The sequence below is a fragment of the Ruegeria sp. BB1 genome (assembly GCF_056539465.1).
On sequence record NZ_JBQFVB010000006.1, the window covers coordinates 85,303 to 109,847 of the forward strand.

Consider the following 24,545-nt stretch of genomic DNA (forward strand, 5'->3'; position numbering starts at 1 on the left):
AGCTTCCTGAGAGTTCACTGTATCTGGCTGAGATAACCGGAAATCTCCGGTCGTCAATTGGACAGTTTGCCTTCTTTCGTTCCCAGCGCCTCGGCCAAGCGCGCCTGCGCTGATCCCGGACGCAATGGTTTTTGCTGGCTGTCATCGGGTGACCAGCCGGTCAGGCAAATCAATTCATAAGTGGAGGACAAACGCCCCTGCGGTGTCGGGAAGTGATCGGCGTAAATCTGCTGCGCCCGGGCAAAGACCTGCCGCTGTGTGGCGTGTTTCATGCGTCCGGACAGGCTGTTGGTCTCTCCCATCGCGCGCAGATCATGCATCAGATGGGTCAAGTCGCGGTATTCCGCCGTCAGACGAGCGGTATCGGCGACCGGCAGCGCTAGCCCCGCGCGTTGTAGTAACCCGCCCAGATCGCGCAGCTCGGCCATCGGGGCGATACGGGGGCTGAGGCCACCTGTGACCTCGATCTCGGCCTGCCCAAGGGCGGCGCGTAACTCGTGCAGGGTTTCACCGCCGAGACACACCACCAGCAGCAAGCCGTCGGGCTGCAGGGCGCGGTGACATTGGATCAGCTGCCCCACCGGATCATTGGCCCAATGCAGCGCCATGGCGTGAATCACCAGATCATGCGCTCTGGGTGCTAGGTCCAGAACATCGTCATCCGAAACGATCTGTGCCTCCGGCAAAACGTCCTGCCAGATATGCGCAAACGGCGTCACAATCGCCGGGGCCGTAAAGGTTTTATTAACCATGGAGAGCCGATCCTGCACCTCATCCACCGCGGCGCGATGCAAAAACAGCGCCTCGTCCCGCGCGCGGGCACGGTGTCGGATCAGGGCTGGGCGGTCGAACAGAGAGGGTGCGTTGGACTCAGGCAGTTTCATAGGGCGCAACTACCGCATATGGCAGCGGATTCAAACCGCTGTCGAGTTGATCTATCCACCGCGATGTCTGGGATGTGGTGAATTGACCGAAGCGGATTTCGGCCTGTGCGGTGCTTGCTGGCGCGACACGCCTTTCATTGGCGGAGTGGTATGCGAAAGCTGCGGGGTGCCCTTGCCGGGCGAGGTGGATGGTCACCGGATCGAATGCGATGACTGCATGAAAACGGCCCGCCCCTGGCAGGATGGTCGGGCTGCGCTGATGTACGATGGCAAGGCGCGCGCCTTGATTCTGGCCTTGAAACACGGCGACAGACCTGAGCTGGCAAAGCCAGCAGCTAGGTGGATGGCGCAAGCCGGGCGGGATCTATTTCGCGACAACATGCTGATCGCGCCTGTACCCCTGCACTGGTCCCGTTTGATCAAGCGGCGGTACAACCAGTCGGCATTGCTAGCCCAGCATCTGGGGTGGGAAACGGGAATTGAGGTGTGCCCGGACCTGTTGCACCGACGGGCACGAACGCCAGTTCTGGACGGGAAAACCGCTGCTCAGCGGGCGGAAACCCTGGCCGGTGCGATCTCGGCGTATCCCAGGCAGGGGTCGCGCATTAAAGGACGGGATATCTTGCTGGTCGATGATGTCATGACCTCTGGTGCGACTCTGACAGCCTGTGCGCGTGCCTGCCATGCAGCGGGTGCAAATCATATTTTCGTGTTGGTACTGGCACGCGTTGCCAAGGATGCCTAATTCGCGGAAGATCACGCGAAACCCAAAGGGACGGAACATGAAACCGGTTGAAATCTACACCTCGCCGCTGTGCGGTTTTTGCCATGCGGCCAAACGACTGCTGAAACAGAAAGGCGTCGAATTCAAAGAGATCGACGTGCTGATGCACCCCAAGCGCAAGCCAGAGATGATCAAACGCGCAGGCGGCAAACGCACCGTGCCGCAGATTTTCGTCGGGACGCAGCATGTGGGCGGCTGCGATGATCTGTACGAACTGGACCGTCAGGGCAAGCTGGACCGTCTTTTGGCGGCCTGATGAAATCCGCGCTGCTGCAAATCACTTCGTCGGATAACCCGGCCGAAAATCTGGAAATGGTGCGCGCCATGGTGGCCGAGGCCGCAGGTCAGGGCGCGCGGTTCATTCTGACGCCCGAGGTGACGAACTGTGTGTCCACCAGCACAACCCGGCAGCGCGACGTTCTGCAGCATGAAGAAGACGACCAAACGCTGGCGGGCTTGCGAGATCAGGCCGCCGCGCTGGGCGTCTGGCTGCTGATCGGGTCTTTGGCCATCAAAACCCACGATGCCGATGGGCGTTTTGCCAACCGTTCCATTTTGATAAACCCGCAAGGGCAGATTGTGGCGCGGTATGACAAGATTCACATGTTTGACGTGCAGGTCTCGGAATCTGAGACCTTCCGCGAATCCAAAAACTATCGCCCTGGCGATAAGGCGGTGCTGGCCAAAACCGATTTCGGCACGGTTGGTCTGAGCATCTGTTATGACATCCGTTTCCCACATCTCTATGCCGCTTTGGCGCAGGCGGGGGCGCAAATTCTGACCATTCCAGCAGCGTTTTCGCCGGTCACCGGCGCAGCCCATTGGGAATCACTGCTGCGCGCGCGGGCAATTGAAACCGGCTGTTGGGTGCTGGCCCCGGCACAGACCGGAGAGCATCCGAAAACCCGCGGCAGAACGCGCCAAACCTACGGTCACAGCATGGTTGTGGCCCCGTGGGGAGAGGTCGTTGTCGACGCAGGGGGCGATCCAGGCATTCACTTTTTCGATTTGGATGATAGTTCTGTGTCAGAGGCGCGCAGTCGGGTGCCCTCGTTGACTCACGTGCGGCCTTTCGACGGGCCCTGATCCAGAACCGGACCATGACTGACGAACATAATGCCCTAGCGGTCACGCTGTTCAGCGAGATCCTGACCGCCGATCAACTATTGCGCAACCGGCTGAGCCGGGTGCTGCCCAAGGGTATGGAAATCTCGCATTTCTCGGTGTTGAACCATCTGGTGTTTGTCGGAGATGAGCGCAGCCCCGCGCAGCTGGCCAATACGTTCCACGTGACCCGAGGGGCGATGACCAACACCTTGGCCAAGCTGGAGTGGGCCGGTTACATCCATATCCGCCCCGACTGGGACGACGCCCGCCGCAAGATGGTCGCGATCAGCCCCGCCGGTCGTCGTGCGCGCGATCAGGCAATTTCGTCGATTGCGCCGCTGATCAACCGCGTCGTTGGAGAGCTGGGGCTGGAGCGTGTCCGCAGCACGCTGCCGGTGCTGCGGGATTTGAGAATCCGACTCGAAGACGAGTGAGTCAGGCTTTCAAAGCGGGATGCAGGTTGGACGCCCGGAACTCGGTCACGCGAAATTTGGCAACCTTTTCCTGTGCGAACGGGTCATGTTCCAGATACTTCTCAGCCTCCTCCCGGCTGTCGGCGGTCATCACGATCAGGCCGCCACTGCGTGGAACCTTTGGCCCGGACATCAGGAACCGGCCATCTTTATAAGACGCGTGTACAAAATCCATGTGCGAGTCGATTACGGGTTCCACCTGATTCATTGGTACAATGTATTCGATGTCTACGACGAACAGGCTGCTACCTTCGGGGATTACTGACATAAAAAGTCCTTACTCTGGGCGAATGCTGGCTGTGACGTAATTGACGCTCAGATCCCGGTCCGAGATCGACCAACTCCAAAGAATCGGGTTGAATACGAACCCCTTGCGGTCCACTGGCTCCAGCCCGGCTTGGCGGAGCAGGTCGAACAGCTCATCGGGGGTGATGAACTTGTTCCACTCATGCGTACCCCGCGGCAGCCAGCGCATGACGACCTCGGCCCCGACGATCGCCATAGCATACGATTTCGGGTTGCGGTTGATGGTGGAACAAATCTCCAACCCGCCGGGTTTCAGCAATTGCCGCGTTGCGGTCAGATAGGACAGCGGATCTGCCACGTGCTCGACCACCTCCATGTTCAGCACCACATCAAATCGCTCGCCCGCCTCGGCCAACGCCTCGGCGGTGGTGTGGCGATAGTCGATGTCCAGCCCGGACTGTTCCGCGTGGATGCGCGCAACGGGCAGGTTGCCCTCGGCGGCGTCGGCGCCCACGACCTCGGCCCCAAGGCGCGCCATCGGTTCGCTCAGCAGCCCTCCGCCGCAGCCGATATCCAGCAAACGCAGGCCTTGAAACGGGTTCGGCGCGGTCAAATCCCGGTCAAATTCGCCCGCGATCTGCTGTGTGATATAATCCAGACGGCACGGATTCATCATGTGCAGCGGTTTGAATTTCCCGTGAGGATCCCACCATTCTGCGGCCATCGCTTCGAATTTTGCGATCTCGGATGGATCCACAGTGTTCGGATGCGCTTGCATTCCTGTCTCCGTATGCTCTTTTACGTTTAAGGACTATATAGGGCCATAATGGACAAGTACCCGGACCAAAAGCGCGCAGTGCAATATCTGTACCCGCCGATCGACCCGTTCGATCAGCGAATGGTGGATATGGGCGAAGGGCATCGCATTTATATGGAACAATGCGGCAATCCAAAGGGGATACCGGTTGTGGTGCTGCATGGCGGGCCGGGCGGCGGCTGCAGCCCGGCGATGCGCCGTTATTTCGATCCCAGCGTCTATAGGGTGATTCTATTCGATCAGCGCGGCTGTGGCCGGTCGCGGCCCCATGCGTCGGTGACCGACAATACGACATGGCATCTGGTGGCCGATATCGAACGGTTGCGCACCCTACTGGATATCGAGGATTGGGCTGTGTTTGGCGGCAGTTGGGGCGCGACTCTGGCGCTGATCTATGCACAGGCGCACCCGGATCGCGTGAACCGTCTGGTGCTGCGCGGCGTGTTCCTGGCCACACAGGCCGAGCTTGATTGGTTCTATGGCGGCGGCGCAGGCAAGTTCTGGCCCGAGCAATGGGCGAAATTCACCGCTCTGTTGACCGAGGCTGAGCTGACCGACACGATCGCTGCTTATAACAAACGCCTGTTTTCGGGGGATCGGGCCACGGAAATCCTGTATGGGCGGGCCTGGTCCGCGTGGGAGAACGCGCTGGCTTCAATTCATGCCCAAGGCGGGACGGGGGAAAGCCCTGGCGAATATGCGCGGGCCTTTGCGCGGCTTGAGAATCACTATTTCATCAATAGCGCCTTCCTAGAGAAGGATGGTCAGATTCTGGACCAGATGGACAAGATCGCTCATATCCCCGGCCATATCGTGCAGGGTCGCTATGACATGATCTGCCCACCACAGGCCGCGTGGAATCTGGCCGAACGCTGGCCCAATGCCGAACTGAAGATGGTCCGCAACGCAGGCCACGCCCTGTCTGAACCCGGTATCAGCGCCGAGCTGGTCCGGATCATGGATCGCGTGGCCGAGGGGGTGGTATGACCCGGATTGACCGTCGTGCTCTGTTTGCCTCGGGTGCTGCCGCAGCTTTGCTGGCGGCCACGGGGGCGTCGCTGGCGGATACGCCTAAGGCCGGTGGTGCACTGCGGCTGGCTGTGCCACGCGATGACAGCTTGGAACAGGTGGCCCGTGGGGCGGTGTTTGATACTCTGACCGAAATTGCCCCAGATGGCACCTTGCGCGGTGAGCTTGCGACGGGTTGGCACACGGACGCGGATGCGCGGGTCTGGCAGTTCGATCTGCGCGAGGGTGTAACCTTTCACGATGGCGTGCCGCTGGACGTTGCGGATGTGATGGCAGTTCTGGGCAATGTTGGGCGGGTCGAAGCCGTATCGCCCAATCAGGTGCAGCTTGAACTGGCTGAGGCAAATCCGGGCCTGCCGTTCCTGCTGGCCGACAGCCGCTTTGTCATCACCCGCGACGGACAAGGCGTGACGCCTTTGCACGCGGCCAATGGTACCGGATGCTACCGCGTGGAACGCGCCGAGGATGATCGTCATTTCCTGGGCCGCAAGGTGGTCGGGCACTATAAGGACGGCAAGGCCGGGTGGGCCGAGACGTTCGAAATCATTGTCATCCCCGACGCCCGTGTCCGGGCCGAGGCGTTGCGCGACGGGTTCGTCGACGTGGCGGCGCTGCCCTCAGGCGGCGAGTTGAAAGGCCAGCGCGGGCTGCGTTTTCACCCAAGCGAATCGGATATGGCACTGGCCGTGGCCCCACATGTGGGCATGCCGCGCCAGATCGGGGCGGGCCGCGCACTGGACGATGGCCGCATCGCCGAACGGTGGTGGATGGCGTAAATCCGATCACGTCGTGCACCGGGGGTTGCAGATTCGAGAAACCCTGCGTATATGCAGTTGCAACAGCGGCGTGTCGGGCTTCGGTCCGGGGCTCCACCGGAAATTTCGACGGGCCGCGCGCCCGTTTTTTTGTGCCCGTATGACAGGGTAGAGCACCTGATGACAAACGACCTGATAGCCAAAGCGGCGATTGATCGGCGGCTGGCCGAGATCATCACCCCCGTGATCGAAGATCTGGGGTATGAGCTGGTCCGCATCCGCCTGATGAGTGGCAAGACCACCACGATGCAAATCATGGCCGACAAGCCTGATGGCGGCATCGAAGTGGATGATTGCGCCGAAATCTCGAACGCGGTTAGCGCCACGCTGGATGTCGAAGATCCGATTCTTGACGCCTATACGCTTGAGGTTTCAAGCCCGGGCATTGATCGTCCTCTGACCCGTCTCAAGGATTTTGAGATGTTCGAGGGGTATGAGGCCAAGATCGAGACCGCCGAGCTGATCGATGGCCGCCGCCGGTTCAAGGGTGAGCTGGCTGGGATCGAGGGCGACGAGGTTCTGATCAACATCCCCGAAGGGTCCGAGACAATCACCATTGGTCTGCAATTCGACTGGCTAAGCGATGCCAAGTTGGTTTTGACCGATGACCTGATCAAGGAAATGTTGCGCCAGCGCAAGGACGCCGGTGCCCTGAACGAAAACGCTTTCGACGAGATTGAGACCGAAGGGTCCGAAGAGGAGACGAACTGATGGCAATCACCTCAGCCAACCAGCTGGAGCTGCTGCAGACCGCCGAGGCCGTGGCCCGCGAAAAGATGATCGACCCCGGTCTGGTTGTCGAAGCGATGGAAGAATCGCTCGCCCGTGCCGCCAAGAGCCGTTACGGCGCCGAGATGGATATCCGTGTCAGCATCGATCGCAAGACCGGCAAAGCGACATTCACCCGCGTTCGCACCGTGGTCGAGGATGAAGAGCTTGAGAATTATCAGGCCGAGATGACCGTCGAGCAGGCCAAGCAGTACATGGAAGCGCCCGAGGTCGGCGACGTCTTCGTCGAAGAGGTTCCCCCGGTTGAAATGGGCCGGATTGCTGCTCAGTCCGCCAAGCAGGTCATCCTGCAAAAGGTTCGCGAAGCTGAGCGCGACCGTCAGTACGAAGAATTCAAGGATCGTGCGGGTACCATCATCAACGGTGCGGTTAAGCGCGAAGAGTTTGGCAATGTCATCGTCGATCTGGGCGGTGCCGAAGCCGTTCTGCGCCGCAATGACAAGATCGGCCGCGAAAGCTATCGCCCGAATGACCGCGTGCGTGCCTATATCAAGGAAGTGCGCCGCGAGGTTCGTGGCCACCAGATCTTCCTGTCGCGCACTGCGCCGGAATTCATGGCCGAGCTGTTCAAGATGGAAGTGCCGGAGATCTATGACGGCATCATCGAGGTCAAGGCCGTGGCCCGTGACCCCGGCTCCCGCGCCAAGATTGCCGTGATTTCGTACGATGGGTCCATCGATCCTGTCGGTGCCTGCGTTGGTATGCGCGGTAGCCGCGTGCAGGCCGTTGTGAACGAGCTGCAAGGCGAAAAGATCGACATCATCCCGTGGAACGAAGACCAGCCGACCTTCCTGGTGAACGCGCTGCAGCCCGCCGAGGTTTCCAAGGTGGTTCTGGACGAAGAAGCCGGCAAGATCGAAGTTGTTGTGCCTGAGGAACAGCTGAGCCTCGCAATCGGTCGCCGCGGTCAGAACGTGCGTCTGGCCAGCCAGCTGACAAATCTGGATATCGACATCATGACCGAGGCCGAAGAATCGGCGCGCCGTCAGAAAGAGTTCGAAGCCCGCACGCAGCTGTTCATGGAAAGCCTCGATCTGGACGAATTCTTCGCGCAACTTCTGGTTTCGGAAGGCTTTACCAACCTCGAAGAGGTTGCCTATGTCGAGCTGGAAGAGCTGCTGGTCATTGACGGCGTCGACGAAGGCACTGCGCAGGAGCTGCAAACCCGCGCCCGTGAATTCCTGGAAGCCCAGGCCAAGGCAGCGCTGGACGCAGCCCGTGCCTTGGGTGCCGAGGACAGCCTTATTGAATTCGAAGGCCTGACACCCCAGATGGTGGAAGCGCTGGCAAAGGACGACGTAAAAACGCTTGAGGATTTTGCCACCTGCGCCGATTGGGAACTGGCCGGCGGCTGGACCACGGTCGATGGTGAGCGAATCAAGGATGACGGTGTGCTTGAGCCTTTCGGCGTTACGCTGGAAGAAGCACAGGATCTGGTCATGACCGCACGTATCATGCTGGGCTGGGTCGATCCCGCCGAGCTGGAACAAGCCGAAGAAGATGGCGAAGCAGTAGACGAGGAGGCCGAGGCCTGATCTCAGGCCTCGGGGTGCGCGCATGGGTCGCGGTGGCGTCCATAAGGATCGGTCCGAAGGACCTGAACGCAAGTGCATCGCCACGGGCGACATTCAACCTAAATATGGGTTGATACGCTTTGTGACGGGGCCGGACGGGCAGGTCTATCCGGATGTCGCGGCGAAATTGCCGGGTCGCGGAGTCTATGTGGCGGCGGATCGCGCTGCACTGGACAAGGCCGTTGGCAAGAAGCTGTTCGCCCGCGGGTTCAAAGCGCAAGTCAGCGTGCCACAGGATTTGACCGATGAGGTCGAAAAACAGGTTTCGCGCCGGGTGATCGAGCTGTTGAGCCTGGCGCGCAAGTCCGGTGACGCGGTCGCTGGGTACGAAAAGGTCAAGACATGGCTGGACCGGGAAGAGGCACAAGTGCTGATTCAGGCCAGCGATGGATCGGGGCGCGGCAAGTCGAAACTCAGCACGCCGCACTTTGGAAAATACATCGGTTGGCTGACCGCAGACGAGTTAGGACAGGCATTTGGGCGCCAAACCGTGATTCATGCGGCCATGGCCTCTGGTGGACTCGCCAAACGTGTTGTAGAGGAAGCGCAGCGCCTGCGTGGCTTGCGCGAAACGGATGACGGCGGCAGGGGCCGCGCGGAAGGGTAAAAAGCTTTATGAGCGAGAATGACGGCAAAAAGACATTGGGTCTTCGTGGTGGGGCACGCCCCGGAAATGTGAAACAGAGTTTCAGCCACGGACGCACCAAGAATGTCGTGGTGGAAACCAAACGCAAGCGCGTGGTGGTTCCCAAGCCGGGCGCCGGCAAACCGGGTGGCGGAGCAACGCCGTCGGGTGATCCGTCGCGTCGCCCTGCAGGTATCTCTGACGCGGAAATGGCGCGCCGGATGAAGGCACTGCAGGCCGCCAAGGCCCGCGAAGTCGAAGAGGCCGCAGCGCGTGAAGCCGCCGAAAAGGCGCGCGAGGAAGAACGCGCCCGTCGTCGTGCCGAGCAAGAAGCAAAAGAGCGCGAACAGCGCGAAGCTGAAGAGCGCGCCCGCGCCAAGGCCGAAGAGGAAGAGCGCAAGCGCAAAGAGGCGGCAGAATCCGCCAAACGTGCCGCTGCTGCCCCAGCTGCCGAGGAACCCAAAGCGGCGCGCGCACCGGCCAGCAAACCAGCCCCGGCCGCCACCCCGCGCAAGCAGGACCGTGAACGCGAACAGCGCGGTCGCGGCAAGGGCCGTGATGACAATCGTCGTTCCGGCAAGCTGACACTGGGTCAGGCCACCGGTGGCGAAGGTAGCCGTCAGCGCTCGATGGCGTCGATGAAGCGCAAGCAGGAGCGTGCGCGTCAGAAAGCCATGGGCGGCCCGGTCGAGCGGGAAAAGGTAATCCGCGACGTGCAACTGCCCGAGGCGATCACAGTGTCCGAACTGGCCAATCGTATGGCCGAGCGTGTGGCTGATGTGGTCAAATCGCTGATGAACATGGGCATGATGGTCACGCAGAACCAAACCATCGACGCCGATACCGCCGAGCTGATCATCGAAGAGTTTGGCCACAAGGTCACGCGTGTTTCCGATTCGGATGTCGAAGACGTCATCAAAGAGGTCGAAGACAGCGAAGAAGATCTGCAGCCGCGTCCGCCGGTCATCACCATCATGGGTCACGTCGACCACGGTAAGACCTCGTTGCTGGATGCGATTCGCGATGCGCGCGTTGTTGCCGGTGAGGCCGGTGGCATCACCCAGCATATCGGTGCCTATCAGGTGAAAACCGATGGCGGCACTACGCTGACCTTCCTGGATACGCCGGGCCACGCGGCCTTTACCTCGATGCGTTCGCGCGGGGCTCAGGTCACGGATATCGTGGTGCTGGTTGTGGCTGCCGACGACGCAGTGATGCCGCAGACGATCGAAGCGATCAATCACGCCAAAGCGGCCGAAGTGCCGATGATCGTGGCGATCAACAAGGTCGACAAGCCGGATGCAAACCCGGACAAAGTGCGCACCGACCTGCTTCAGCACGAAGTGATCGTCGAGAAAATGTCGGGTGAGGTTCAGGACGTCGAAGTGTCCGCCATCACCGGACAGGGTCTGGACGAACTGCTGGAAGCCATCGCGCTGCAGGCCGAGATTCTGGAGCTGAAAGCCAACCCCGACCGCGCCGCCCAAGGTGCTGTGATCGAGGCGCAGCTGGATGTGGGCCGTGGCCCCGTGGCCACCGTTCTGGTTCAGAACGGCACGCTGCGTCAGGGCGATATTTTCGTTGTGGGTGAGCAGTACGGTAAAGTCCGTGCGCTGATCAATGACAAGGGCGACCGCGTCAAAGAAGCTGGCCCCTCGGTCCCGGTCGAGGTTCTGGGTCTGAACGGCACGCCCGAGGCCGGTGACGTTCTGAACGTGACCGAGACCGAAGCACAAGCCCGTGAGATTGCCGCCTATCGTGAACAGGCCGCCAAGGACAAACGCGCCGCCGCTGGTGCCGCGACCACCCTTGAGCAGCTGATGCAGAAGGCCAAGGAAGACGAAAACGTCACCGAGCTGCCGATTCTGATGAAAGCGGACGTACAAGGTTCGGCCGAGGCCATCGTTCAGGCGATGGAAAAGATCGGCAACGAAGAAGTGCGTGTGCGTGTTCTGCACTCGGGCGTTGGCGCGATTACCGAAACCGATGTCGGCCTGGCCGAAGCGTCGGGTGCGCCGATCTTTGGGTTCAACGTGCGTGCCAATGCGTCGGCACGGAACACCGCGAACCAGAAAGGCGTGGAAATCCGCTACTACTCGGTGATCTACGATCTGGTCGACGACGTGAAAGCCGCCGCTTCGGGGCTGCTGAGCGCCGAAATCCGCGAGAAGTTCATCGGTTACGCCGAGATCCGCGAAGTCTTCAAGGTTACCGGTGTTGGCAAGGTCGCTGGCTGTCTGGTCACCGAAGGTGTGGCGCGTCGTTCCGCAGGCGTCCGTCTGCTGCGCGACAACGTGGTGATCCACGAAGGCACGCTGAAGACGCTGAAACGCTTCAAGGACGAAGTGTCCGAGGTTCAGTCGGGTCAGGAATGCGGTATGGCGTTCGAGAACTACGACGATATCCGCGCAGGTGACGTGATCGAAATCTTCGAGCGCGAAGAGGTTACGCGTACGCTGGATTGATCCTGCTTTGTATGGGAAATGAAAACAGCGGCTCAATTGGGCCGCTGTTTTTTGTGAAATACCACGAACCTTAACTGTCTTGAACGAAATTTTCTGACTCTAATCCCGACCGCGCATAAGCAACTCAGACATTGCCACACGGTGAATCCAACATAACGTCGGCTGTGCGGACAAAGCAGACATCACGCGGAATCGCGTTTTGACCCGCTACTCGGACAGCTTTCTGACTTGGGCGTGTTCAAATTTTCTCAAGATCACCCAATACCCAGCCGCTCTCAATCCAGCCGTCAGCAGGTCCGTACAGTCGAAACAGTAAGAAGTACGGTTCCGTCGTTGGTATCCAATTGCTCTCCTGTCCTTCGGGTGCCTCGGGAGCAAAGTAGATGTCATACGACCCATCTTCGTTGACCTGCATTGTTTCTACATCCCGCGACGACAGGCCGACTGGGTTCACATTGCGGATGAAGCTCTTGGTCTCCATCGAGTAGACAATCACGGACCAGAAATCCTCGGCGGGCGTATCTGCAGGGATGTTCAGTTTGTATGTCTGAGTATGGTCGTACATGTCTCCCGCGCTGTCGCGCAGACCAGTGAGATAGAAGGTGCCACCGCCCAGATTCTTGGGCAGATAGGTAATCCAGAAGTAACTTCCACCAGCCCGATCATCGACCAACACTTCGGTATCGGTCTCGTATGGGAAGCCAAGCTCGGCTTGCCCCTCGGCAAAGTCCCAGATCAGCCACTGCGACTTCAAGTCACCGCTTTCGTCGACCCAAAGCGGAACGGTCGCTAAACCGGGCTCAACGAAGTATCGCTGCATGGCGGCATAGGCCAATAGAAGCCCCTCGTTCATAGCATCGATTTGGCGTTCCGTCGGTTCGAAGGGTTTGCCTTTTTCGATCCCAAGATCCTTCAGGAAATTGACCATGATCTTGTCTTGCGGACGGATCGGGTTGTTTTGAATGTAGTCGTTCAGGTCCTGAAAGTAGGTATGATTGTAGTAGGGCAGCGAGTCATACGGAACCTCAGAGGCTTCGTGGTAGGTGTTCGGCGGCGGGTTATCCGCTTCCGATAAGTAATAGACCTTGATCGTCTGCGCATAGTCCGCTGCGTCGGCATCCGTCGCTCCGTTGTATAGCCTCGGGCGGAAAGAGAAGCCGTACTCGTAGGTATCAGTTTCGAAGGGCATATAGCCCGCATCCGTCAGTTCCTGGACCGACATCTCTCCTTCGTAGCCGGGCGGGAGCATCAGGTACTTGCCCCCTTCTCCCTTGTCATGGCCGTCCGGCCCAACATCGACAATTGGCACGTCCCAGGCGTTCACAATCGTTCCAAAGTAGCTGACGTTGTCTGTTGCCGCCGGCACCTCGATCACAAGTGGACCGGGTTCAGATGTCATCGACGACCATGCATAGGCGGTCACGTCGTTCGCTGTCAAAAACCCATGCTTAGAGTCGAAGGGTTTGTTCAGGTAAACGACATCGTTGTAGTCGCCACCGAGGTCACGCCGAATGCCTTTCAGGAAGTCCACCATACCAGCCGCAGGCATTCCCCAGATTGCGGCCTGCGTCGCGCGTTGAACCATGATCGTGTATTCAATGTCCTCGATCTCGGCCGATCTCGCCAGAATATCGCCTGTGTCGTTGAAAGACTGCGAAACGGCTTGTTGACCAGACAGTAGGATTGCGGAAGCTACCGTCAAACAGGGCAGTACAGTTTTCATATTGATACCTCGGCGTTTAATTGAAACCCCTGCAGTCTATGTGCGAATTACTCGGAAGTGCAGTGGCAAACGTCGCCCAAAAAACGTAAAGATTTCTTGCGTCGGCTTCGGGCTTGAACCGGACATTCCCTGCTCCGTCAAAAACGTTCGGTTCGTTAGGGATGGGCAGGTTTGTGTGCTAAAGGCCAGACCTGACTGATACCCAATTTTCTTGGCTATCGGGACGTCGCCAAAAACGTTTCCGGATGCATAATTATATCGAAATGCTGCATCCCCTTTTTCAGATCGAAATTGACCGCATGCCCGGCTTTGCGCAGCAATTCGGCATAATCTCGGCTCTGGCGGACGAATTCGGGGGTATCCCGTTCCGCCACAGTCACATGGTAACGCGGGCCAGGGGCGGGTAGGTGCAGGATAGGGGACAGATCATGTATCTCGACCGGGGTCAGTTGCAGCGGATCGTTTACGGACGTCAGGCTGATCGGCTCCAGATCATAGACGCCGCTAATCAGGATCACCTCGCGCACGCGGAGCCCGGCGCGGGCCAGCGCATCGGCCGAGGTTGCCATGACCATAGCCGCCAATTGCGCCCCGGCGCTGTGGCCCGACAGGGTGATCCGTGACGGATCGAAACCCAGATCAGGCGCATTTGCGGCCAGCCACAGCAGGGCGTCGCGGCATTCGTTGATCATGTCGCCAATCCGCGCCTCGGGGGCCAATGTGTAGTTCAAGGTCGCAAAGGACTGTTCGTCCTCAACCAGTGCCGGGGCCATCATTGCCGACTCGTTTTGACTCAGCGCCTGCCAGTAACCGCCGTGAATAAAGACGTGCAGTGGCGCGCCTGCCCCCTTCGCGGGAAAGAAATCCAGAACCTGAGCCCTACCGTCGCCGTAAGAGACATTCCCGATGACTTCCATCTGTGCCCGGTGCTGCGCGCTGAGCGCGGCGTAGCTGTCCAGATAAGGCGTCAGGTCACCACCGATCATGGACCGGGGTGAATATTCCTGCTCCAACTCTTCCTGCGAAAATCCCCGGTACAGCATCGCTTACTCCTGGTCGGTATACATCAGTTCGGTGCGCATATCGTAGAGATCATGGAAGAACCGCAAATCCAAGGCTTTCCGCAAGAAGGATACACCGCTGGACCCGCCCGTGCCCGGCTGGTTGCCTATCACTCGTTCTACCGCGGTGACGTGATCGAAGCGCCAGCGTTGAAACAAGGACTCCACGTCCATCAGTTTCTCGGCTAGCGCATAAAGATCCCAGTATTTGTCCGTGTCGCGATACACCTGCACCCAGATCTTCACGACGCGAGGATCACCAGAGTAGGGCTGGGCAAAGTCGCGATCCAGTAGGTCCTGCGGTACGTCAAATCCCTGCCGGGCCAACATGAACAGAACCTCGTCGTATAATGACGGCTTGGTCAGCGCAGCGTTCAGCAGTTCCATGACCTGCGGGTCATGCTCGTGGACTTTTAGGGTCGAGGCGTCCTTGTTGCCCAAAATGAATTCGATCTGGCGATAGCCATAGCTTTGAAAACCGGACGAACTGCCCAATGCCTCGCGAAAGGTCATGTAGTCCGCAGGGGTCATGGTCAGCAACGTCTCCCAGGCGGATATCAGTTGCCGCTGGATGGCCTTGACCCGGTCGAGATTTTTCATCGCAGGGCCGAATTCATCCTGTTGCAGAAATCGGCGCACCTCGACCAGTTGGTGATGCATTAGTTTCAGCCACAGCTCGCTGACCTGATGAATGATGATGAACAGCATCTCATCTGGTTGCGCAGGGTCCTGAAAGGTTTTTTGCAGGTTCAGCAGGGTTTTGAGCTGCAGGAAATCGCCGTAACTCTTGCGATGGGTCTGTGCGAAATCGGTGACCAGAGTGTCCTCGATTCCGCGTTCCAGATACCGATCATCCTTATCGCCCATATGCTCCTCCAAACGACTGGGTTCACCCCTGTTTAGGGGCTGAACCCGCGCAGTACCAGAGCGTCAGGTCCAGTCCAGCACCACTTTGCCTGACCGGCCTGATTTCATCGCGGCAAATCCTTCGGCAAAATCGTCAACTTTCATCTCGTGCGTGATGACACGGCTGACATCCAGACCGTTCTGTAGCATGGCGATCATCTTGTACCAGGTCTCGAACATCTCGCGCCCGTAGACGCCTTTGATGGTGATGGCTTTAAACACGATGCGGGACCAGTCGACCGGGGATTTGCCGGGCGGAATACCCAGCAGAGCGATCTTGCCGCCCATCACCAGCGCCTCGACCATTTGATCCAGCGCGATTTGTGAGCCCGACATTTCCAGCCCTACATCGAACCCTTCTTTCATGCCTAGTTCTGCGATGACGTCTTGCAGGTCTTCTTTGGACACATCCACGGTGCGCACGGTCGGAACCACATGTTCCGCGAGCTTCAGGCGATCGGGGTTGATATCGGTGATCACCACATGGCGCGCGCCAGCATGGCGGGCGACAGCGGCAGCCATGATGCCGATGGGGCCTGCGCCGGTGATCAGAACATCCTCACCCAGCAGATCAAAGCTGAGCGCGGTGTGAACCGCATTGCCCAATGGATCGAGGATGGCGCCGATCTCATCCGGCACGTCCTCGGGCAGGGGCACCACGTTGAAGGCGGGCAGTTTCAGATATTGGGCAAAAGCCCCCTGTTCATTCACGCCAATCCCGCGCGTGCCCGGATCAAGGTGGAATTTTCCGGCCCGGCTTTGACGGCTGTCGGTGGTGATCAGGTGCCCCTCGCCCGAGCAGCGCTGACCGATCTCAAGACCTGTCACATTGCGCCCGATCTCGACGATCTCGCCCGCAAACTCGTGGCCGGTGATCATCGGAATCGGCACTGTGGCGGCGGCCCAGTCATCCCAGTTCCAGATATGGATGTCGGTGCCGCAGATGCCGGTCTTGTTGACACGGATCAGCACCTCTTCGGGGCTGATTTCGGGCACCGGGGCCTGGACCATCCACAGACCTTCCTCGGGCTTGGATTTCTCCAAAGCTTTCATCGTGTTGGGTCGCATCAGATCACTCCCAATTCTTTGCCAACCTTGCCAAAGGCGGCCAATGCACGGTCCAGTTCGTCTTTCGTCAAGGCTGCATTCATCTGCGTCCTGATCCGCGCTTGTCCGCGCGGGACAACGGGGAAGAAGAAGCCCGAGACATAGACGCCCTCATCAAACAGACGCGACGCCATGTCCTGCGCCAAAGTGGCCTCGCCCAGCATTACCGGAATGATTGGGTGTTCGCCGGGCAGCAGGTCAAAGCCCAGCTTTTCCAGCCCAGCACGCCAGTATTTCGCGTTGCCGAATAACTGAGCGCGCAGCATTTCGCCCTCTTCGACCAGCCGGATCGCCTCAAGACCTGCGGCGACAATCGAGGGTGGCAGCGAGTTTGAGAACAAATAGGGCCGCGCCCGCTGCCGCAGCAGATCGATCACTGGTTGCGGCCCGGCGATATAACCGCCGATTGCCCCCCCAAGTGCCTTGCCCAAGGTTCCCGTTAGAATGTCGACATCGACACCAAAATGATCTGGCGTGCCTGCGCCGTTCGGCCCCATAAAGCCGGTCGCGTGGCAGTCATCGACCATGACGATGGCATCATATTTATCGGCCAGCTCGCGAATTTTCGGCAGGTTGGCCAGGTAACCGTCCATCGAGAACACGCCGTCGGTCGCGATCATGATGTGCCGCGCTCCGTCCTCGCGCGCCTGTTTCAACCAGGCCTCAAGGTCGTTCATGTCGTTGTTCAGGTAGCGATAGCGTTTCGCTTTGCATAGCCGCACCCCGTCAATGATCGAGGCATGGTTCAGACTGTCCGAAATGATGGCGTCTTCTGGCCCTAACAAGGGCTCAAAGAGCCCGCCATTGGCATCGAAACAAGCCGCAAACAGGATCGCATCGTCCTTGTTCAGGAATTGCGCTAGCTTCTGTTCCAACTCGCGGTGAATGTCCTGCGTGCCGCAGATAAACCGGACCGAGGCCATGCCGAACCCTTTGGGCCGCATCGCGCCCTTGGCGGCGTCGATCAGCGCAGGGTGATCGGCCAGACCCAGATAATTGTTGGCGCACAGGTTGATCACCTGCTTGTCGCCCACAGTAATCTCACCGCCCTGAGGCGAGGTGATCATTCGTTCGCGTTTATACAGACCCTCAGATTCAATCTGCGCAAGGGTGTCCGTGACGTGGGACAGGAATGCATCGGCCATGGCGGTCTCCGGTTTATATGAGTCGCGTATCTAACATAACGGATATGGTTCCCAAATAGGGGAATTCAATATTACAGAAAAAAATCCACGATAACGGAACATGCGGAGAACCCTGAAAATTGCTTTCGATTCGGAGGCGTCTATTCCGGTTTTGCCACGTTGTCCTGAAACTGTTTGGTTGAATTTGTGTGCGGATAGGGTTCTTCGGGAATGTCGACGCCAAGGAAAGTGCACAGTGGTTTCCATCCACTTCCGGTTTCATAGACCAGCAACCGGTCCTTCGGGACGGTGTCGCGGACTTTTTCGATATGCTTCCGAAACACGCTGACGGCGTGATCCCGATCATCCATCCGGCCGTCGAAGATGCCATGAACGATAAACTTGCTGCACATCTCGGCAATTGCGTTTGCATGATCCGAGTCGTGCCGTCCGCGCATTGTGGTCATGAATGGTCCAATCGTGGCCCATATGCTGTCAAACCAGGCATCAGGGTCGCGCACGCTCAAAATGATTTTGGCATCTGGATAATGATCAGAAAGCTGGCGCCAGTATGCGGCGCCTGGCCAGTCGACTTGCGCGCGATAGCCGTGAAACATGGCATCCCAATCAGCTTGCTCACCATGTGCGGCACGGTTCCAAGCAGGCAGTTGTTCGGGATTGTCCCGCACTTCGAACATGTGGTGACAGGGTCCGAAATTCAGTTGTTCCAAAGCAAGCTTCAGCGAATTCGTCCCAGTGCGGCCGAATCCAGCGCCAATCACTTCCAAAGTCATTTTGGGTAACTCCAATTCGTGTAAATGCCATAAAATAGCACAACACACAGGTATCCCCCAAACTTCGCCCCGGTCGGGGTCAGGCGTTTTTCACAATCAGGAACACGCGCGCGGGACCGTTGGGCGATGCGATCGAGTGCAAGACGTCTGCCGCATACCGCGCTGTATCGCCTTGGTTCAACTCCATTGTGGCCGATCCCGATGTGACGCGAACCGACCCGTCCAAAACCGTCAATTGCTCTTGCGCGCCGCGCGTGTGGGGCTGGCTTTTCAATGCGCCGTCTTTGTCGAACTGAATGTCATAGACTTCATGCCCGCCCGCTTCTTCGGGGGGGGACAGGATGCGAATCCGGCAGTTTTGCCCCATATTGTCGATGCTTGGCACTTCAGAGTTTCGCAGCACTTCGATTTGGTTTGCGGTGCCGGTCTCTTCCAGCAGACCGGCGAAATCCACCTGCAAGGCCCGGGTCAGGTTCCACAGGGTTGAGATGGTAGGGCTGCTTTCCCCCCGTTCGATCTGACTAACCATTGAACGCGACACACCACTGAGATTAGCCACGGCTTCCAGCGACAGGCCCTTGGCGCGACGTGCCTCTTTCAGGCGGGCGGGTAGGCGTGTCAGGATATCGTCTGTATTCTCCGTCATGACGGAATTTCATGCGCCTTGTATATGTGGTTGTCAATTCCATCCGTGACGGGACGTCCCATAGGACAGGGCGACGTGGTGTATGCATACTGCGCGCAATTGCACGAGGAGTGATCCATGACTGATATCGTAATTTTGGACGGTGCCCGCACCGCTATTGGAACCTTTGGCGGCGCGCTGGCTTCGACCGCTCCGATCGATCTGGCTACGGTTGTCACCGAAGCCGCGCTGGAACGCTCGGGTGTTGAAGGTGGTCAGATCGGGCATGTGGTGTTCGGCCACGTGATCAATACCGAGCCGCGGGACATGTATCTGTCGCGCGTTGCCGCGATGCATGCGGGGATCCCAAATGGTACACCTGCGATGAACGTGAACCGGCTGTGCGGGTCGGGCGCGCAGGCGATTGTCTCGGCGATGCAGTCCCTGATGCTGGGGGATGCCGAGTTTGCCGTGGCCGGCGGGGCCGAGAGTATGTCGCGCAGCCCTTATATCGTGCCGCAGGCGCGCTGGGGCGCGAAGATGGGCGATGTCACCTCGTTGGATATGATGCTGGGGGCGCTGAATTGCCCGTTTGGCACCGGACATATGGGTGTGACGGCCGAAAACGTTGCAGACGAACACCAGATCACCCGCGAGCAGATGGACCAATTCGCCGTGACCAGTCAGACCCGCGCGGCAGCGGCGATTGAGGCGGGGTATTTCGACAGTCAGATCGCGCCCGTGCAGGTCAAGGTCAAGCGGGACATGGTTGATTTCAAGGTCGATGAACATCCCAAGGCCACCACTGCCGAGACCCTGGCCGGATTGCGACCGGTATTCCAGAAGGACGGGCGCGTGACGGCGGGCAATGCCTCGGGCATCAATGACGGGGCGGCGGCGATGGTATTGGCAACAGCGGACGCGGCCGAGAAAGCCGGATTGAAGCCCAAGGCGCGCGTGCTGGGGTATGCCCATGCGGGTGTTCGCCCCGAGGTTATGGGCATTGGACCGGTTCCGGCGGTGCGGAACCTGATGGAAAAAACCGGCCTTTCGGTGGATGACTTCGATGTGATCGAAAGCAATGAGGCCTTCGCGGCGCAGGCTCTGGCTGTGAATCAGGAACTGGGATTGGACGCGTCGAAGGTTAACCCGAATGGTGGCGCGATTGCCTTGGGTCACCCGGTTGGGGCAACCGGCGCAATCATCACCATGAAAGCGCTGTATGAGCTGGAGCGCGTAGGTGGGGCCAAAGGTCTGGTGACTATGTGCATCGGTGGTGGGCAAGGTATTGCACTGGCTATCGAGCGGCTTTGATTTCGCACCGTGCAGGGGGGCTGTCTGCCCCCTATCGCGCGCAGGCGCGATTCCCCTCGAAGGTATTGTTGGCCAGAAGAAGCAGGCGGTCTGGCTCAGCTGAGCGCGTTGACAATCAGGACAAGCGCAGCACCGGCTGCGGCACCGATTGCGGCAGGTAGGGCCGCGGACCATAGGGATGACTTTTGCGGGTCGTCTTTTTGCGTCTGGGCGATCAGGGCATTTTCAACCAGACCCGGCAATCGTGGGCCAAAGCGGGCCAGAACCATGGCGGTTTTGCCGAAGTCCTGCAGCGCGGCGCGGGGACCGATGGATTGCTTTATGTAATCCTCGACCACGGGGCGGGCGGTTTCCCAAATGTTCATATGTGGGTCGAGCGAGCGTGCGACGCCTTCGACCACAACCATCGTACGCTGCAACAGGATCAGTTCGGTCCGGGTTTCCATGCCAAAGCGCTCGGTGACCTCGAACAGGTAGTTCAACAGGCGGCCCATTGAGATATGCGAGGCGTCCATGCCAAAGATCGGCTCGCCCACCGCTCGCAGCGCGCGGGCAAATTCGTCGACATCCTGGTTGGCGGGGACGTAACCGGCCTCGAAATGCACCTCGGCCACGCGTTTATAGTCGCGGCGGATGAACCCGAACAGAATCTCGGCATAGACCCGACGGGTGTATTCGTCGATGTGACCCATGATGCCGTAATCATAGGCAATGATATCGCCATTTGCGGCGACCTTCAGGTTGCCCTGATGCATATCGGCGTGGAAATAGCCATCACGCAGGGCGTGCAGCAGGAATAGGTGCAGGACCCGCTCTGCCAGATCGCGGCGGTTGTGACCAACCGCATCCAGTGCAGCATTGTCGCCCAACGGTACACCATCCGCCCAGCTGAGCGTCATCACCCGGCGCGCGGACAGTGACCACACCACGGGGGGCAGCCAGAAACCGGCATCGTCCTTGGTATTGGCGGCATATTCCGAGGCAGCGGCGCTTTCCAGTCGCAAGTCCAACTCACCCCGTACAACGCCGTCGAAATGTTCGATCACGTCCATCGGTCGCAGGCGGCGCGCGCCGGGGGCGAACAGGTCGACAATACGGGCGGCGAAATAGAACGCATCGACATCCTTGTGAAAGGCACGCTCGATCCCCGGGCGCAGCACTTTGACGGCGACATATTCGCCAGTGCTGACCAGCCGGGCCTTGTGAACCTGCGCAATCGACGCTGCGGCGATCGGTTCGCTGAATTCCTCAAAAACCTCATCGACGGGCTGGCCAAGTTCCTTTTCCACCTCGGCCATGGCTTCGGCGCGGGAAAAGGGTGGCAGCTTGTCCTGCAACACACGCAATTGGGCGGCCAGTTCTTCGCCCACCACGTCGGGGCGGGTCGAGAGAATCTGACCGAATTTGATATAAGCCGGGCCAAGCGCCGTCAGCGCTCGGGTGGCGGGCGGCATATTGGGATCGCCCTTGTAACCCAGCCATTGAAACGGTTTGCCCAACGCATGCGCCAGAAATCGCAACGCGCGGGGGGCCTCAAAGGCGTCCAGCACCACGTTCATGGCGCCTGTGCGTTCAAACGTGGCGCCTGTACGGATCAGGCGAATGATGTTGTGGGGGCCGCGCATGAATCAGATCTTCCAGCCGGAATGCAGCGCGGCGATGCCCATGCTGAGGTTGCGGTATTTGGCGTTTTCGAATCCAGCGGCACGAACCATGCCCAGAAAGGTTTCCTGATCGGGGAAATTGCGGATCGATTCGACCAGATATTGATAGCTGTCGTAATCATTGGCGATCAGCTTGCCCATGCGGGGAATGACGTTGAAGCTGTACAAGTCATAGAGCTTTTGCAGCCCTTCATTGGGCAACTGGCTGAATTCCAGCACCATCAGGCGTCCACCGGGCTTCAGAACTCGGAAGGCTTCGTTCAAAGCCTCTTGCGGGCGGGTCACGTTCCGGATGCCGAAGGAAATGGTGTAGACGTCAAACGTGTTGTCCTCAAACGGCAGGGCCATCGCATCGCCTACCACCCAGTTCAGGCTGTCGGACATCTGATCGGCCTCGGCGCGCTGACGACCTTCGACCAGCATCGGCTCGGTCAGGTCCAGAACGGTGGCGTGACCGTAACCCGCGCGTTTGAGGAAGCGAAACGAGATATCGCCCGTTCCACCGGCCACATCCAGCAGACGTTGACCAGGGCGCGGGGCCAGCCAGTCCATCATCGCGTCTTTCCAGACCCGGTGGATACCCATCGACATGACATCGTTCATCACGTCGTATTTTGAGGCGACCGAGTTGAACACGCCCTGCACACGACCGGCCTTGTCGGCCTCGCGCACGGTTTCAAACCCGAAATGAGTGGTCTTGTCGCTGTTGTCGGACATAAGCCTTGCCGTTTGTCGAATTTCGTCTCTGTTATAGGGCTCTGGAACCGGGGCACAATGCGGCCCTTTGAATTAGGAGCCATCTAATGCCCGAATTGCCCGAGGTCGAGACAGTAAGACGCGGCCTGAGCCCCGCAATGGAGGGGGTCGTGATCGAACGGGCAGATGTGAATCGCCCCGATTTGCGCTGGCCGTTCCCGGACCGCATGGCCGAGCGGCTGACCGGGCAACGGGTGGATCAGCTGCGGCGGCGGTCGAAGTATATTCTGGCAGATCTCAGCAGCGGTGAAACTTTGTTGATCCATCTGGGTATGTCTGGGCGGATGACAGTATCGGGTGATCCGCTAGGGCAGTTCGTGCATGAGCATCCCATGCCCGAAAAACACGACCACGTGGTGTTTCACATGGCCAATGGCGCGCGTGTGACATTCAACGATCCGCGGCGCTTCGGCGCGATGGACCTGTTGCCCACGGCTACAGCCGAGGATCACAAGCTTTTATCCGTTCTGGGGCCAGAGCCGCTGGGCAATGATTTTCACGAACAGCACCTGATCGAAGCGCTCAAGGGCAAGAATACTCCTGTCAAATCTGCACTGTTGGATCAGGGAATCGTTGCCGGATTGGGCAATATCTATGTTTGCGAGGCCCTTTATCGCGCGGGTGTGTCGCCACGTCGCAAAGCAGGACAAATTTCTGCCGCCCGTGTCGGCGCGCTGGTTCCGATCATTCGGCGGGTACTGCAGGACGCGATCGACGCGGGTGGTTCATCCCTGCGCGATTTCCGCCAAGCCGATGGAGAACTTGGATATTTTCAACACAGCTTTGACGTTTACGGACGCGAAGGCGAACCCTGCAGAACCCAGGGATGCAGTGGGGAAATAAAGAGAATCACTCAGTCCGGTCGCTCATCCTTCTATTGTGCGCAATGCCAAAGATAACTTGATCCAGATAAATCGCGTGATAAGGAATCGTACTTGAACGGAACAACCGGAAGCTTACACCTCATGGCTTTTGAGACGATCATCGTCGAAATCGAAGACCACGTCGCCCTTATCAAGCTCGACAGACCCGATGCGCTGAATGCGCTGAATTCGCAGCTGGCACAGGAACTGTGTATCGCATTGGAAGACGCGGATACCAACGACAAGGTGCGCTGCATCGTCATTACCGGTTCGGACAAGGCGTTCGCGGCCGGCGCGGACATCAAGGAAATGTCCGAGATGAGCTTTGTTGATGTCTACAGTTCAAATCTGTTTGGTGCTCTGAATGACCGTGTTTGCGCGATCCGCAAGCCGATCATTGCAGCCGTTGCTGGCTATGCGCTGGGCGGTGGGTGCGAATTGGCCATGCTGTGCGATTTCGTCATTGCTGCGGATACCGCCAAGTTCGGTCAACCCGAAATCAACCTGGGCGTCATTGCAGGACTGGGTGGTTCGCAGCGCCTGACGCGTTTCGTTGGGAAGTCCAAATCGATGGACATGAACCTGACCGGTCGCTTCATGGATGCCGAAGAGGCCGAGCGTTCGGGTCTTGTCAGCCGGGTCGTACCGGCCAAGAAACTGATGGAAGAGACGATGGGCGCCGCCCAGAAGATCGCTGAGAAATCGCAGCTGAGTGCAATGGCGGCGAAAGAAGCTGTGAACCGCAGCTATGAGTTGCCTCTCAGCGAAGGGATGCTGTTTGAACGTCGCGTGTTCCACTCGATGTTTGCGACAGAAGACCAGAAAGAAGGCATGGCGGCCTTCTTGGAAAAACGCGCGGCTCAGTTCCGCGACAAATAAATTGCGTAAGCGACCGAAACAGGCGGGCTTGGCCCGCCTTTTTTCATGACTGCTATGCAGTGCGAAAGAATCGGCTTGGCAAAGCCTGCAAACTTGGGTAACTAGCGCCGCTATACATGCG

25 protein-coding genes are annotated in these 24,545 nt (G+C 58.9%); 13 read left to right on the plus strand and 12 right to left on the minus strand.

Annotated features, from left to right (window positions below):
* Positions 1–53: 53 nt before the first annotated feature.
* Positions 54–884 (minus strand): methyltransferase domain-containing protein, encoded by an 831-nt coding sequence (locus tag ACR0AL_RS14340; protein WP_254440280.1) that lies wholly within the window; start codon positions 882–884, stop codon positions 54–56.
* Between ACR0AL_RS14340 and ACR0AL_RS14345 the strand changes: the two genes are divergently transcribed.
* Genes ACR0AL_RS14345 through ACR0AL_RS14360 form a run of 4 tightly spaced genes read left to right on the plus strand, consistent with a single transcriptional unit; the run spans position 865 to position 3,209 of the window.
* On the plus strand, positions 865–1,629 hold the full coding sequence (locus ACR0AL_RS14345; RefSeq protein WP_480663510.1) for a double zinc ribbon domain-containing protein: 765 nt from the start codon (positions 865–867) through the stop codon (positions 1,627–1,629). The two genes, ACR0AL_RS14340 and ACR0AL_RS14345, sit on opposite strands and share 20 nt — an antisense overlap.
* Positions 1,630–1,666: 37 nt before the next feature.
* Positions 1,667–1,924 (plus strand): glutaredoxin 3, encoded by a 258-nt coding sequence (gene grxC / locus ACR0AL_RS14350; RefSeq protein WP_170351906.1) that lies wholly within the window; start codon positions 1,667–1,669, stop codon positions 1,922–1,924.
* Positions 1,924–2,754 carry a carbon-nitrogen hydrolase family protein gene (locus tag ACR0AL_RS14355; RefSeq protein ID WP_480663512.1) on the plus strand — a complete coding sequence of 277 codons (831 nt, stop codon included), beginning with the start codon at positions 1,924–1,926 and terminating at the stop codon, positions 2,752–2,754. The genes grxC and ACR0AL_RS14355 overlap by 1 nt, the downstream gene beginning before the upstream one ends.
* A 14-nt stretch (positions 2,755–2,768) precedes the next feature.
* The gene (locus ACR0AL_RS14360) at positions 2,769–3,209 is read left to right on the plus strand and encodes a MarR family winged helix-turn-helix transcriptional regulator (protein WP_170351908.1); all 441 of its coding nucleotides are present in this window, start codon (positions 2,769–2,771) and stop codon (positions 3,207–3,209) included.
* A gap of 1 nt (position 3,210) precedes the next feature.
* Here ACR0AL_RS14360 and ACR0AL_RS14365 read toward each other — a convergent pair whose 3' ends face one another.
* On the minus strand, positions 3,211–3,516 hold the full coding sequence (locus ACR0AL_RS14365) for a YciI family protein (RefSeq protein WP_170351909.1): 306 nt from the start codon (positions 3,514–3,516) through the stop codon (positions 3,211–3,213).
* Positions 3,517–3,525: 9 nt separating this feature from the next.
* A complete protein-coding gene (gene ubiG / locus ACR0AL_RS14370) occupies positions 3,526–4,272 on the minus strand; it encodes a bifunctional 2-polyprenyl-6-hydroxyphenol methylase/3-demethylubiquinol 3-O-methyltransferase UbiG (protein ID WP_480663514.1) in 747 nt (248 codons plus the stop codon).
* A 48-nt stretch (positions 4,273–4,320) separates the two neighbouring features.
* Between ubiG and pip the strand changes: the two genes are divergently transcribed.
* The 6 genes from pip (at position 4,321) to infB (ending at position 11,608) form a co-directional block, all read left to right on the plus strand.
* On the plus strand, positions 4,321–5,298 hold the full coding sequence (pip, locus tag ACR0AL_RS14375) for a prolyl aminopeptidase (RefSeq protein WP_170351911.1): 978 nt from the start codon (positions 4,321–4,323) through the stop codon (positions 5,296–5,298).
* Positions 5,295–6,116 (plus strand): ABC transporter substrate-binding protein, encoded by an 822-nt coding sequence (locus ACR0AL_RS14380; RefSeq protein ID WP_170351912.1) that lies wholly within the window; start codon positions 5,295–5,297, stop codon positions 6,114–6,116. Before pip ends, ACR0AL_RS14380 begins: the two co-directional genes overlap by 4 nt.
* Positions 6,117–6,275: 159 nt before the next feature.
* Positions 6,276–6,866 carry a ribosome maturation factor RimP gene (rimP, locus tag ACR0AL_RS14385; protein WP_170351913.1) on the plus strand — a complete coding sequence of 197 codons (591 nt, stop codon included), beginning with the start codon at positions 6,276–6,278 and terminating at the stop codon, positions 6,864–6,866.
* The gene (gene nusA / locus ACR0AL_RS14390; protein ID WP_170351914.1) at positions 6,866–8,479 is read left to right on the plus strand and encodes a transcription termination factor NusA; all 1,614 of its coding nucleotides are present in this window, start codon (positions 6,866–6,868) and stop codon (positions 8,477–8,479) included. Before rimP ends, nusA begins: the two co-directional genes overlap by 1 nt.
* A 22-nt stretch (positions 8,480–8,501) precedes the next feature.
* Positions 8,502–9,125 (plus strand): RNA-binding protein, encoded by a 624-nt coding sequence (locus ACR0AL_RS14395; RefSeq protein WP_170351915.1) that lies wholly within the window; start codon positions 8,502–8,504, stop codon positions 9,123–9,125.
* Positions 9,126–9,133: 8 nt separating this feature from the next.
* The gene (gene infB, locus ACR0AL_RS14400; protein ID WP_170379264.1) at positions 9,134–11,608 is read left to right on the plus strand and encodes a translation initiation factor IF-2; all 2,475 of its coding nucleotides are present in this window, start codon (positions 9,134–9,136) and stop codon (positions 11,606–11,608) included.
* A 238-nt stretch (positions 11,609–11,846) separates the two neighbouring features.
* On the opposite strand, the gene ACR0AL_RS14405 is transcribed toward infB, so the two are convergent.
* The 7 genes from ACR0AL_RS14405 to ACR0AL_RS14435 form a co-directional block, all read right to left on the minus strand.
* Entirely contained in the window at positions 11,847–13,331 is a 1,485-nt protein-coding gene (locus ACR0AL_RS14405; RefSeq protein ID WP_170351917.1) for a DUF1214 domain-containing protein, read from the minus strand.
* Positions 13,332–13,546: 215 nt separating this feature from the next.
* On the minus strand, positions 13,547–14,374 hold the full coding sequence (locus ACR0AL_RS14410; protein WP_170351918.1) for an alpha/beta hydrolase: 828 nt from the start codon (positions 14,372–14,374) through the stop codon (positions 13,547–13,549).
* A 3-nt stretch (positions 14,375–14,377) separates the two neighbouring features.
* A complete protein-coding gene (locus ACR0AL_RS14415) occupies positions 14,378–15,259 on the minus strand; it encodes a tryptophan 2,3-dioxygenase (RefSeq protein ID WP_480663516.1) in 882 nt (293 codons plus the stop codon).
* Between the two features lie 63 nt (positions 15,260–15,322).
* Positions 15,323–16,351 carry an L-threonine 3-dehydrogenase gene (gene tdh / locus ACR0AL_RS14420; protein WP_170351947.1) on the minus strand — a complete coding sequence of 343 codons (1,029 nt, stop codon included), beginning with the start codon at positions 16,349–16,351 and terminating at the stop codon, positions 15,323–15,325.
* Between the two features lie 14 nt (positions 16,352–16,365).
* Positions 16,366–17,550 (minus strand): glycine C-acetyltransferase, encoded by a 1,185-nt coding sequence (locus ACR0AL_RS14425; RefSeq protein ID WP_480663518.1) that lies wholly within the window; start codon positions 17,548–17,550, stop codon positions 16,366–16,368.
* A 140-nt stretch (positions 17,551–17,690) separates the two neighbouring features.
* Positions 17,691–18,323, minus strand: coding sequence for a sulfotransferase family protein (locus ACR0AL_RS14430; protein ID WP_170399523.1), 633 nt, complete (start codon positions 18,321–18,323; stop codon positions 17,691–17,693).
* 79 nt (positions 18,324–18,402) lie between these two features.
* Positions 18,403–18,969 (minus strand): helix-turn-helix domain-containing protein, encoded by a 567-nt coding sequence (locus tag ACR0AL_RS14435; protein ID WP_170351922.1) that lies wholly within the window; start codon positions 18,967–18,969, stop codon positions 18,403–18,405.
* 117 nt (positions 18,970–19,086) lie between these two features.
* On the opposite strand from ACR0AL_RS14435, the gene ACR0AL_RS14440 reads away from it, so the two are divergent.
* A complete protein-coding gene (locus tag ACR0AL_RS14440; protein ID WP_170351923.1) occupies positions 19,087–20,262 on the plus strand; it encodes an acetyl-CoA C-acyltransferase family protein in 1,176 nt (391 codons plus the stop codon).
* Between the two features lie 95 nt (positions 20,263–20,357).
* On the opposite strand, the gene ubiB is transcribed toward ACR0AL_RS14440, so the two are convergent.
* Both ubiB and ubiE read right to left on the minus strand, forming a co-directional pair.
* Positions 20,358–21,887, minus strand: a complete 1,530-nt coding sequence (gene ubiB, locus ACR0AL_RS14445) for a 2-polyprenylphenol 6-hydroxylase (protein WP_170351924.1) — start codon at positions 21,885–21,887, stop codon at positions 20,358–20,360.
* Between the two features lie 3 nt (positions 21,888–21,890).
* On the minus strand, positions 21,891–22,643 hold the full coding sequence (ubiE, locus tag ACR0AL_RS14450) for a bifunctional demethylmenaquinone methyltransferase/2-methoxy-6-polyprenyl-1,4-benzoquinol methylase UbiE (RefSeq protein ID WP_170351925.1): 753 nt from the start codon (positions 22,641–22,643) through the stop codon (positions 21,891–21,893).
* A gap of 86 nt (positions 22,644–22,729) precedes the next feature.
* On the opposite strand from ubiE, the gene mutM reads away from it, so the two are divergent.
* Together mutM and ACR0AL_RS14460 are read left to right on the plus strand one after the other, a co-directional pair.
* Positions 22,730–23,581, plus strand: coding sequence for a bifunctional DNA-formamidopyrimidine glycosylase/DNA-(apurinic or apyrimidinic site) lyase (gene mutM / locus ACR0AL_RS14455; RefSeq protein ID WP_170361911.1), 852 nt, complete (start codon positions 22,730–22,732; stop codon positions 23,579–23,581).
* 66 nt (positions 23,582–23,647) lie between these two features.
* Entirely contained in the window at positions 23,648–24,424 is a 777-nt protein-coding gene (locus tag ACR0AL_RS14460) for an enoyl-CoA hydratase (protein ID WP_480649197.1), read from the plus strand.
* Positions 24,425–24,545: the final 121 nt, after the last annotated feature.

Excerpts from the sequence above, each read along its gene's own strand:
- pip (WP_170351911.1), top strand. The coding sequence starts at position 4,321 with ATGGACAAGTACCCGGACCAAAAGCGCGCAGTGCAATATCTGTACCCG.
- ACR0AL_RS14380 (WP_170351912.1), top strand. The coding sequence starts at position 5,295 with ATGACCCGGATTGACCGTCGTGCTCTGTTTGCCTCGGGTGCTGCCGCA.
- tdh (WP_170351947.1), bottom strand. The coding sequence starts at position 16,351 with ATGAAAGCTTTGGAGAAATCCAAGCCCGAGGAAGGTCTGTGGATGGTC.
- ACR0AL_RS14415 (WP_480663516.1), bottom strand. The coding sequence starts at position 15,259 with ATGGGCGATAAGGATGATCGGTATCTGGAACGCGGAATCGAGGACACT.
- nusA (WP_170351914.1), top strand. The coding sequence starts at position 6,866 with ATGGCAATCACCTCAGCCAACCAGCTGGAGCTGCTGCAGACCGCCGAG.
- ACR0AL_RS14425 (WP_480663518.1), bottom strand. The coding sequence starts at position 17,550 with ATGGCCGATGCATTCCTGTCCCACGTCACGGACACCCTTGCGCAGATT.
- ACR0AL_RS14340 (WP_254440280.1), bottom strand. The coding sequence starts at position 884 with ATGAAACTGCCTGAGTCCAACGCACCCTCTCTGTTCGACCGCCCAGCC.
- ubiG (WP_480663514.1), bottom strand. The coding sequence starts at position 4,272 with ATGCAAGCGCATCCGAACACTGTGGATCCATCCGAGATCGCAAAATTC.
- infB (WP_170379264.1), top strand. The coding sequence starts at position 9,134 with ATGAGCGAGAATGACGGCAAAAAGACATTGGGTCTTCGTGGTGGGGCA.
- ACR0AL_RS14410 (WP_170351918.1), bottom strand. The coding sequence starts at position 14,374 with ATGCTGTACCGGGGATTTTCGCAGGAAGAGTTGGAGCAGGAATATTCA.
- ACR0AL_RS14460 (WP_480649197.1), top strand. The coding sequence starts at position 23,648 with ATGGCTTTTGAGACGATCATCGTCGAAATCGAAGACCACGTCGCCCTT.
- ACR0AL_RS14365 (WP_170351909.1), bottom strand. The coding sequence starts at position 3,516 with ATGTCAGTAATCCCCGAAGGTAGCAGCCTGTTCGTCGTAGACATCGAA.
- ACR0AL_RS14355 (WP_480663512.1), top strand. The coding sequence starts at position 1,924 with ATGAAATCCGCGCTGCTGCAAATCACTTCGTCGGATAACCCGGCCGAA.
- ACR0AL_RS14360 (WP_170351908.1), top strand. The coding sequence starts at position 2,769 with ATGACTGACGAACATAATGCCCTAGCGGTCACGCTGTTCAGCGAGATC.
- mutM (WP_170361911.1), top strand. The coding sequence starts at position 22,730 with ATGCCCGAATTGCCCGAGGTCGAGACAGTAAGACGCGGCCTGAGCCCC.
- ACR0AL_RS14435 (WP_170351922.1), bottom strand. The coding sequence starts at position 18,969 with ATGACGGAGAATACAGACGATATCCTGACACGCCTACCCGCCCGCCTG.
- ubiE (WP_170351925.1), bottom strand. The coding sequence starts at position 22,643 with ATGTCCGACAACAGCGACAAGACCACTCATTTCGGGTTTGAAACCGTG.
- ACR0AL_RS14430 (WP_170399523.1), bottom strand. The coding sequence starts at position 18,323 with ATGACTTTGGAAGTGATTGGCGCTGGATTCGGCCGCACTGGGACGAAT.
- ubiB (WP_170351924.1), bottom strand. The coding sequence starts at position 21,887 with ATGCGCGGCCCCCACAACATCATTCGCCTGATCCGTACAGGCGCCACG.
- ACR0AL_RS14440 (WP_170351923.1), top strand. The coding sequence starts at position 19,087 with ATGACTGATATCGTAATTTTGGACGGTGCCCGCACCGCTATTGGAACC.
- ACR0AL_RS14395 (WP_170351915.1), top strand. The coding sequence starts at position 8,502 with ATGGGTCGCGGTGGCGTCCATAAGGATCGGTCCGAAGGACCTGAACGC.
- ACR0AL_RS14405 (WP_170351917.1), bottom strand. The coding sequence starts at position 13,331 with ATGAAAACTGTACTGCCCTGTTTGACGGTAGCTTCCGCAATCCTACTG.
- grxC (WP_170351906.1), top strand. The coding sequence starts at position 1,667 with ATGAAACCGGTTGAAATCTACACCTCGCCGCTGTGCGGTTTTTGCCAT.
- rimP (WP_170351913.1), top strand. The coding sequence starts at position 6,276 with ATGACAAACGACCTGATAGCCAAAGCGGCGATTGATCGGCGGCTGGCC.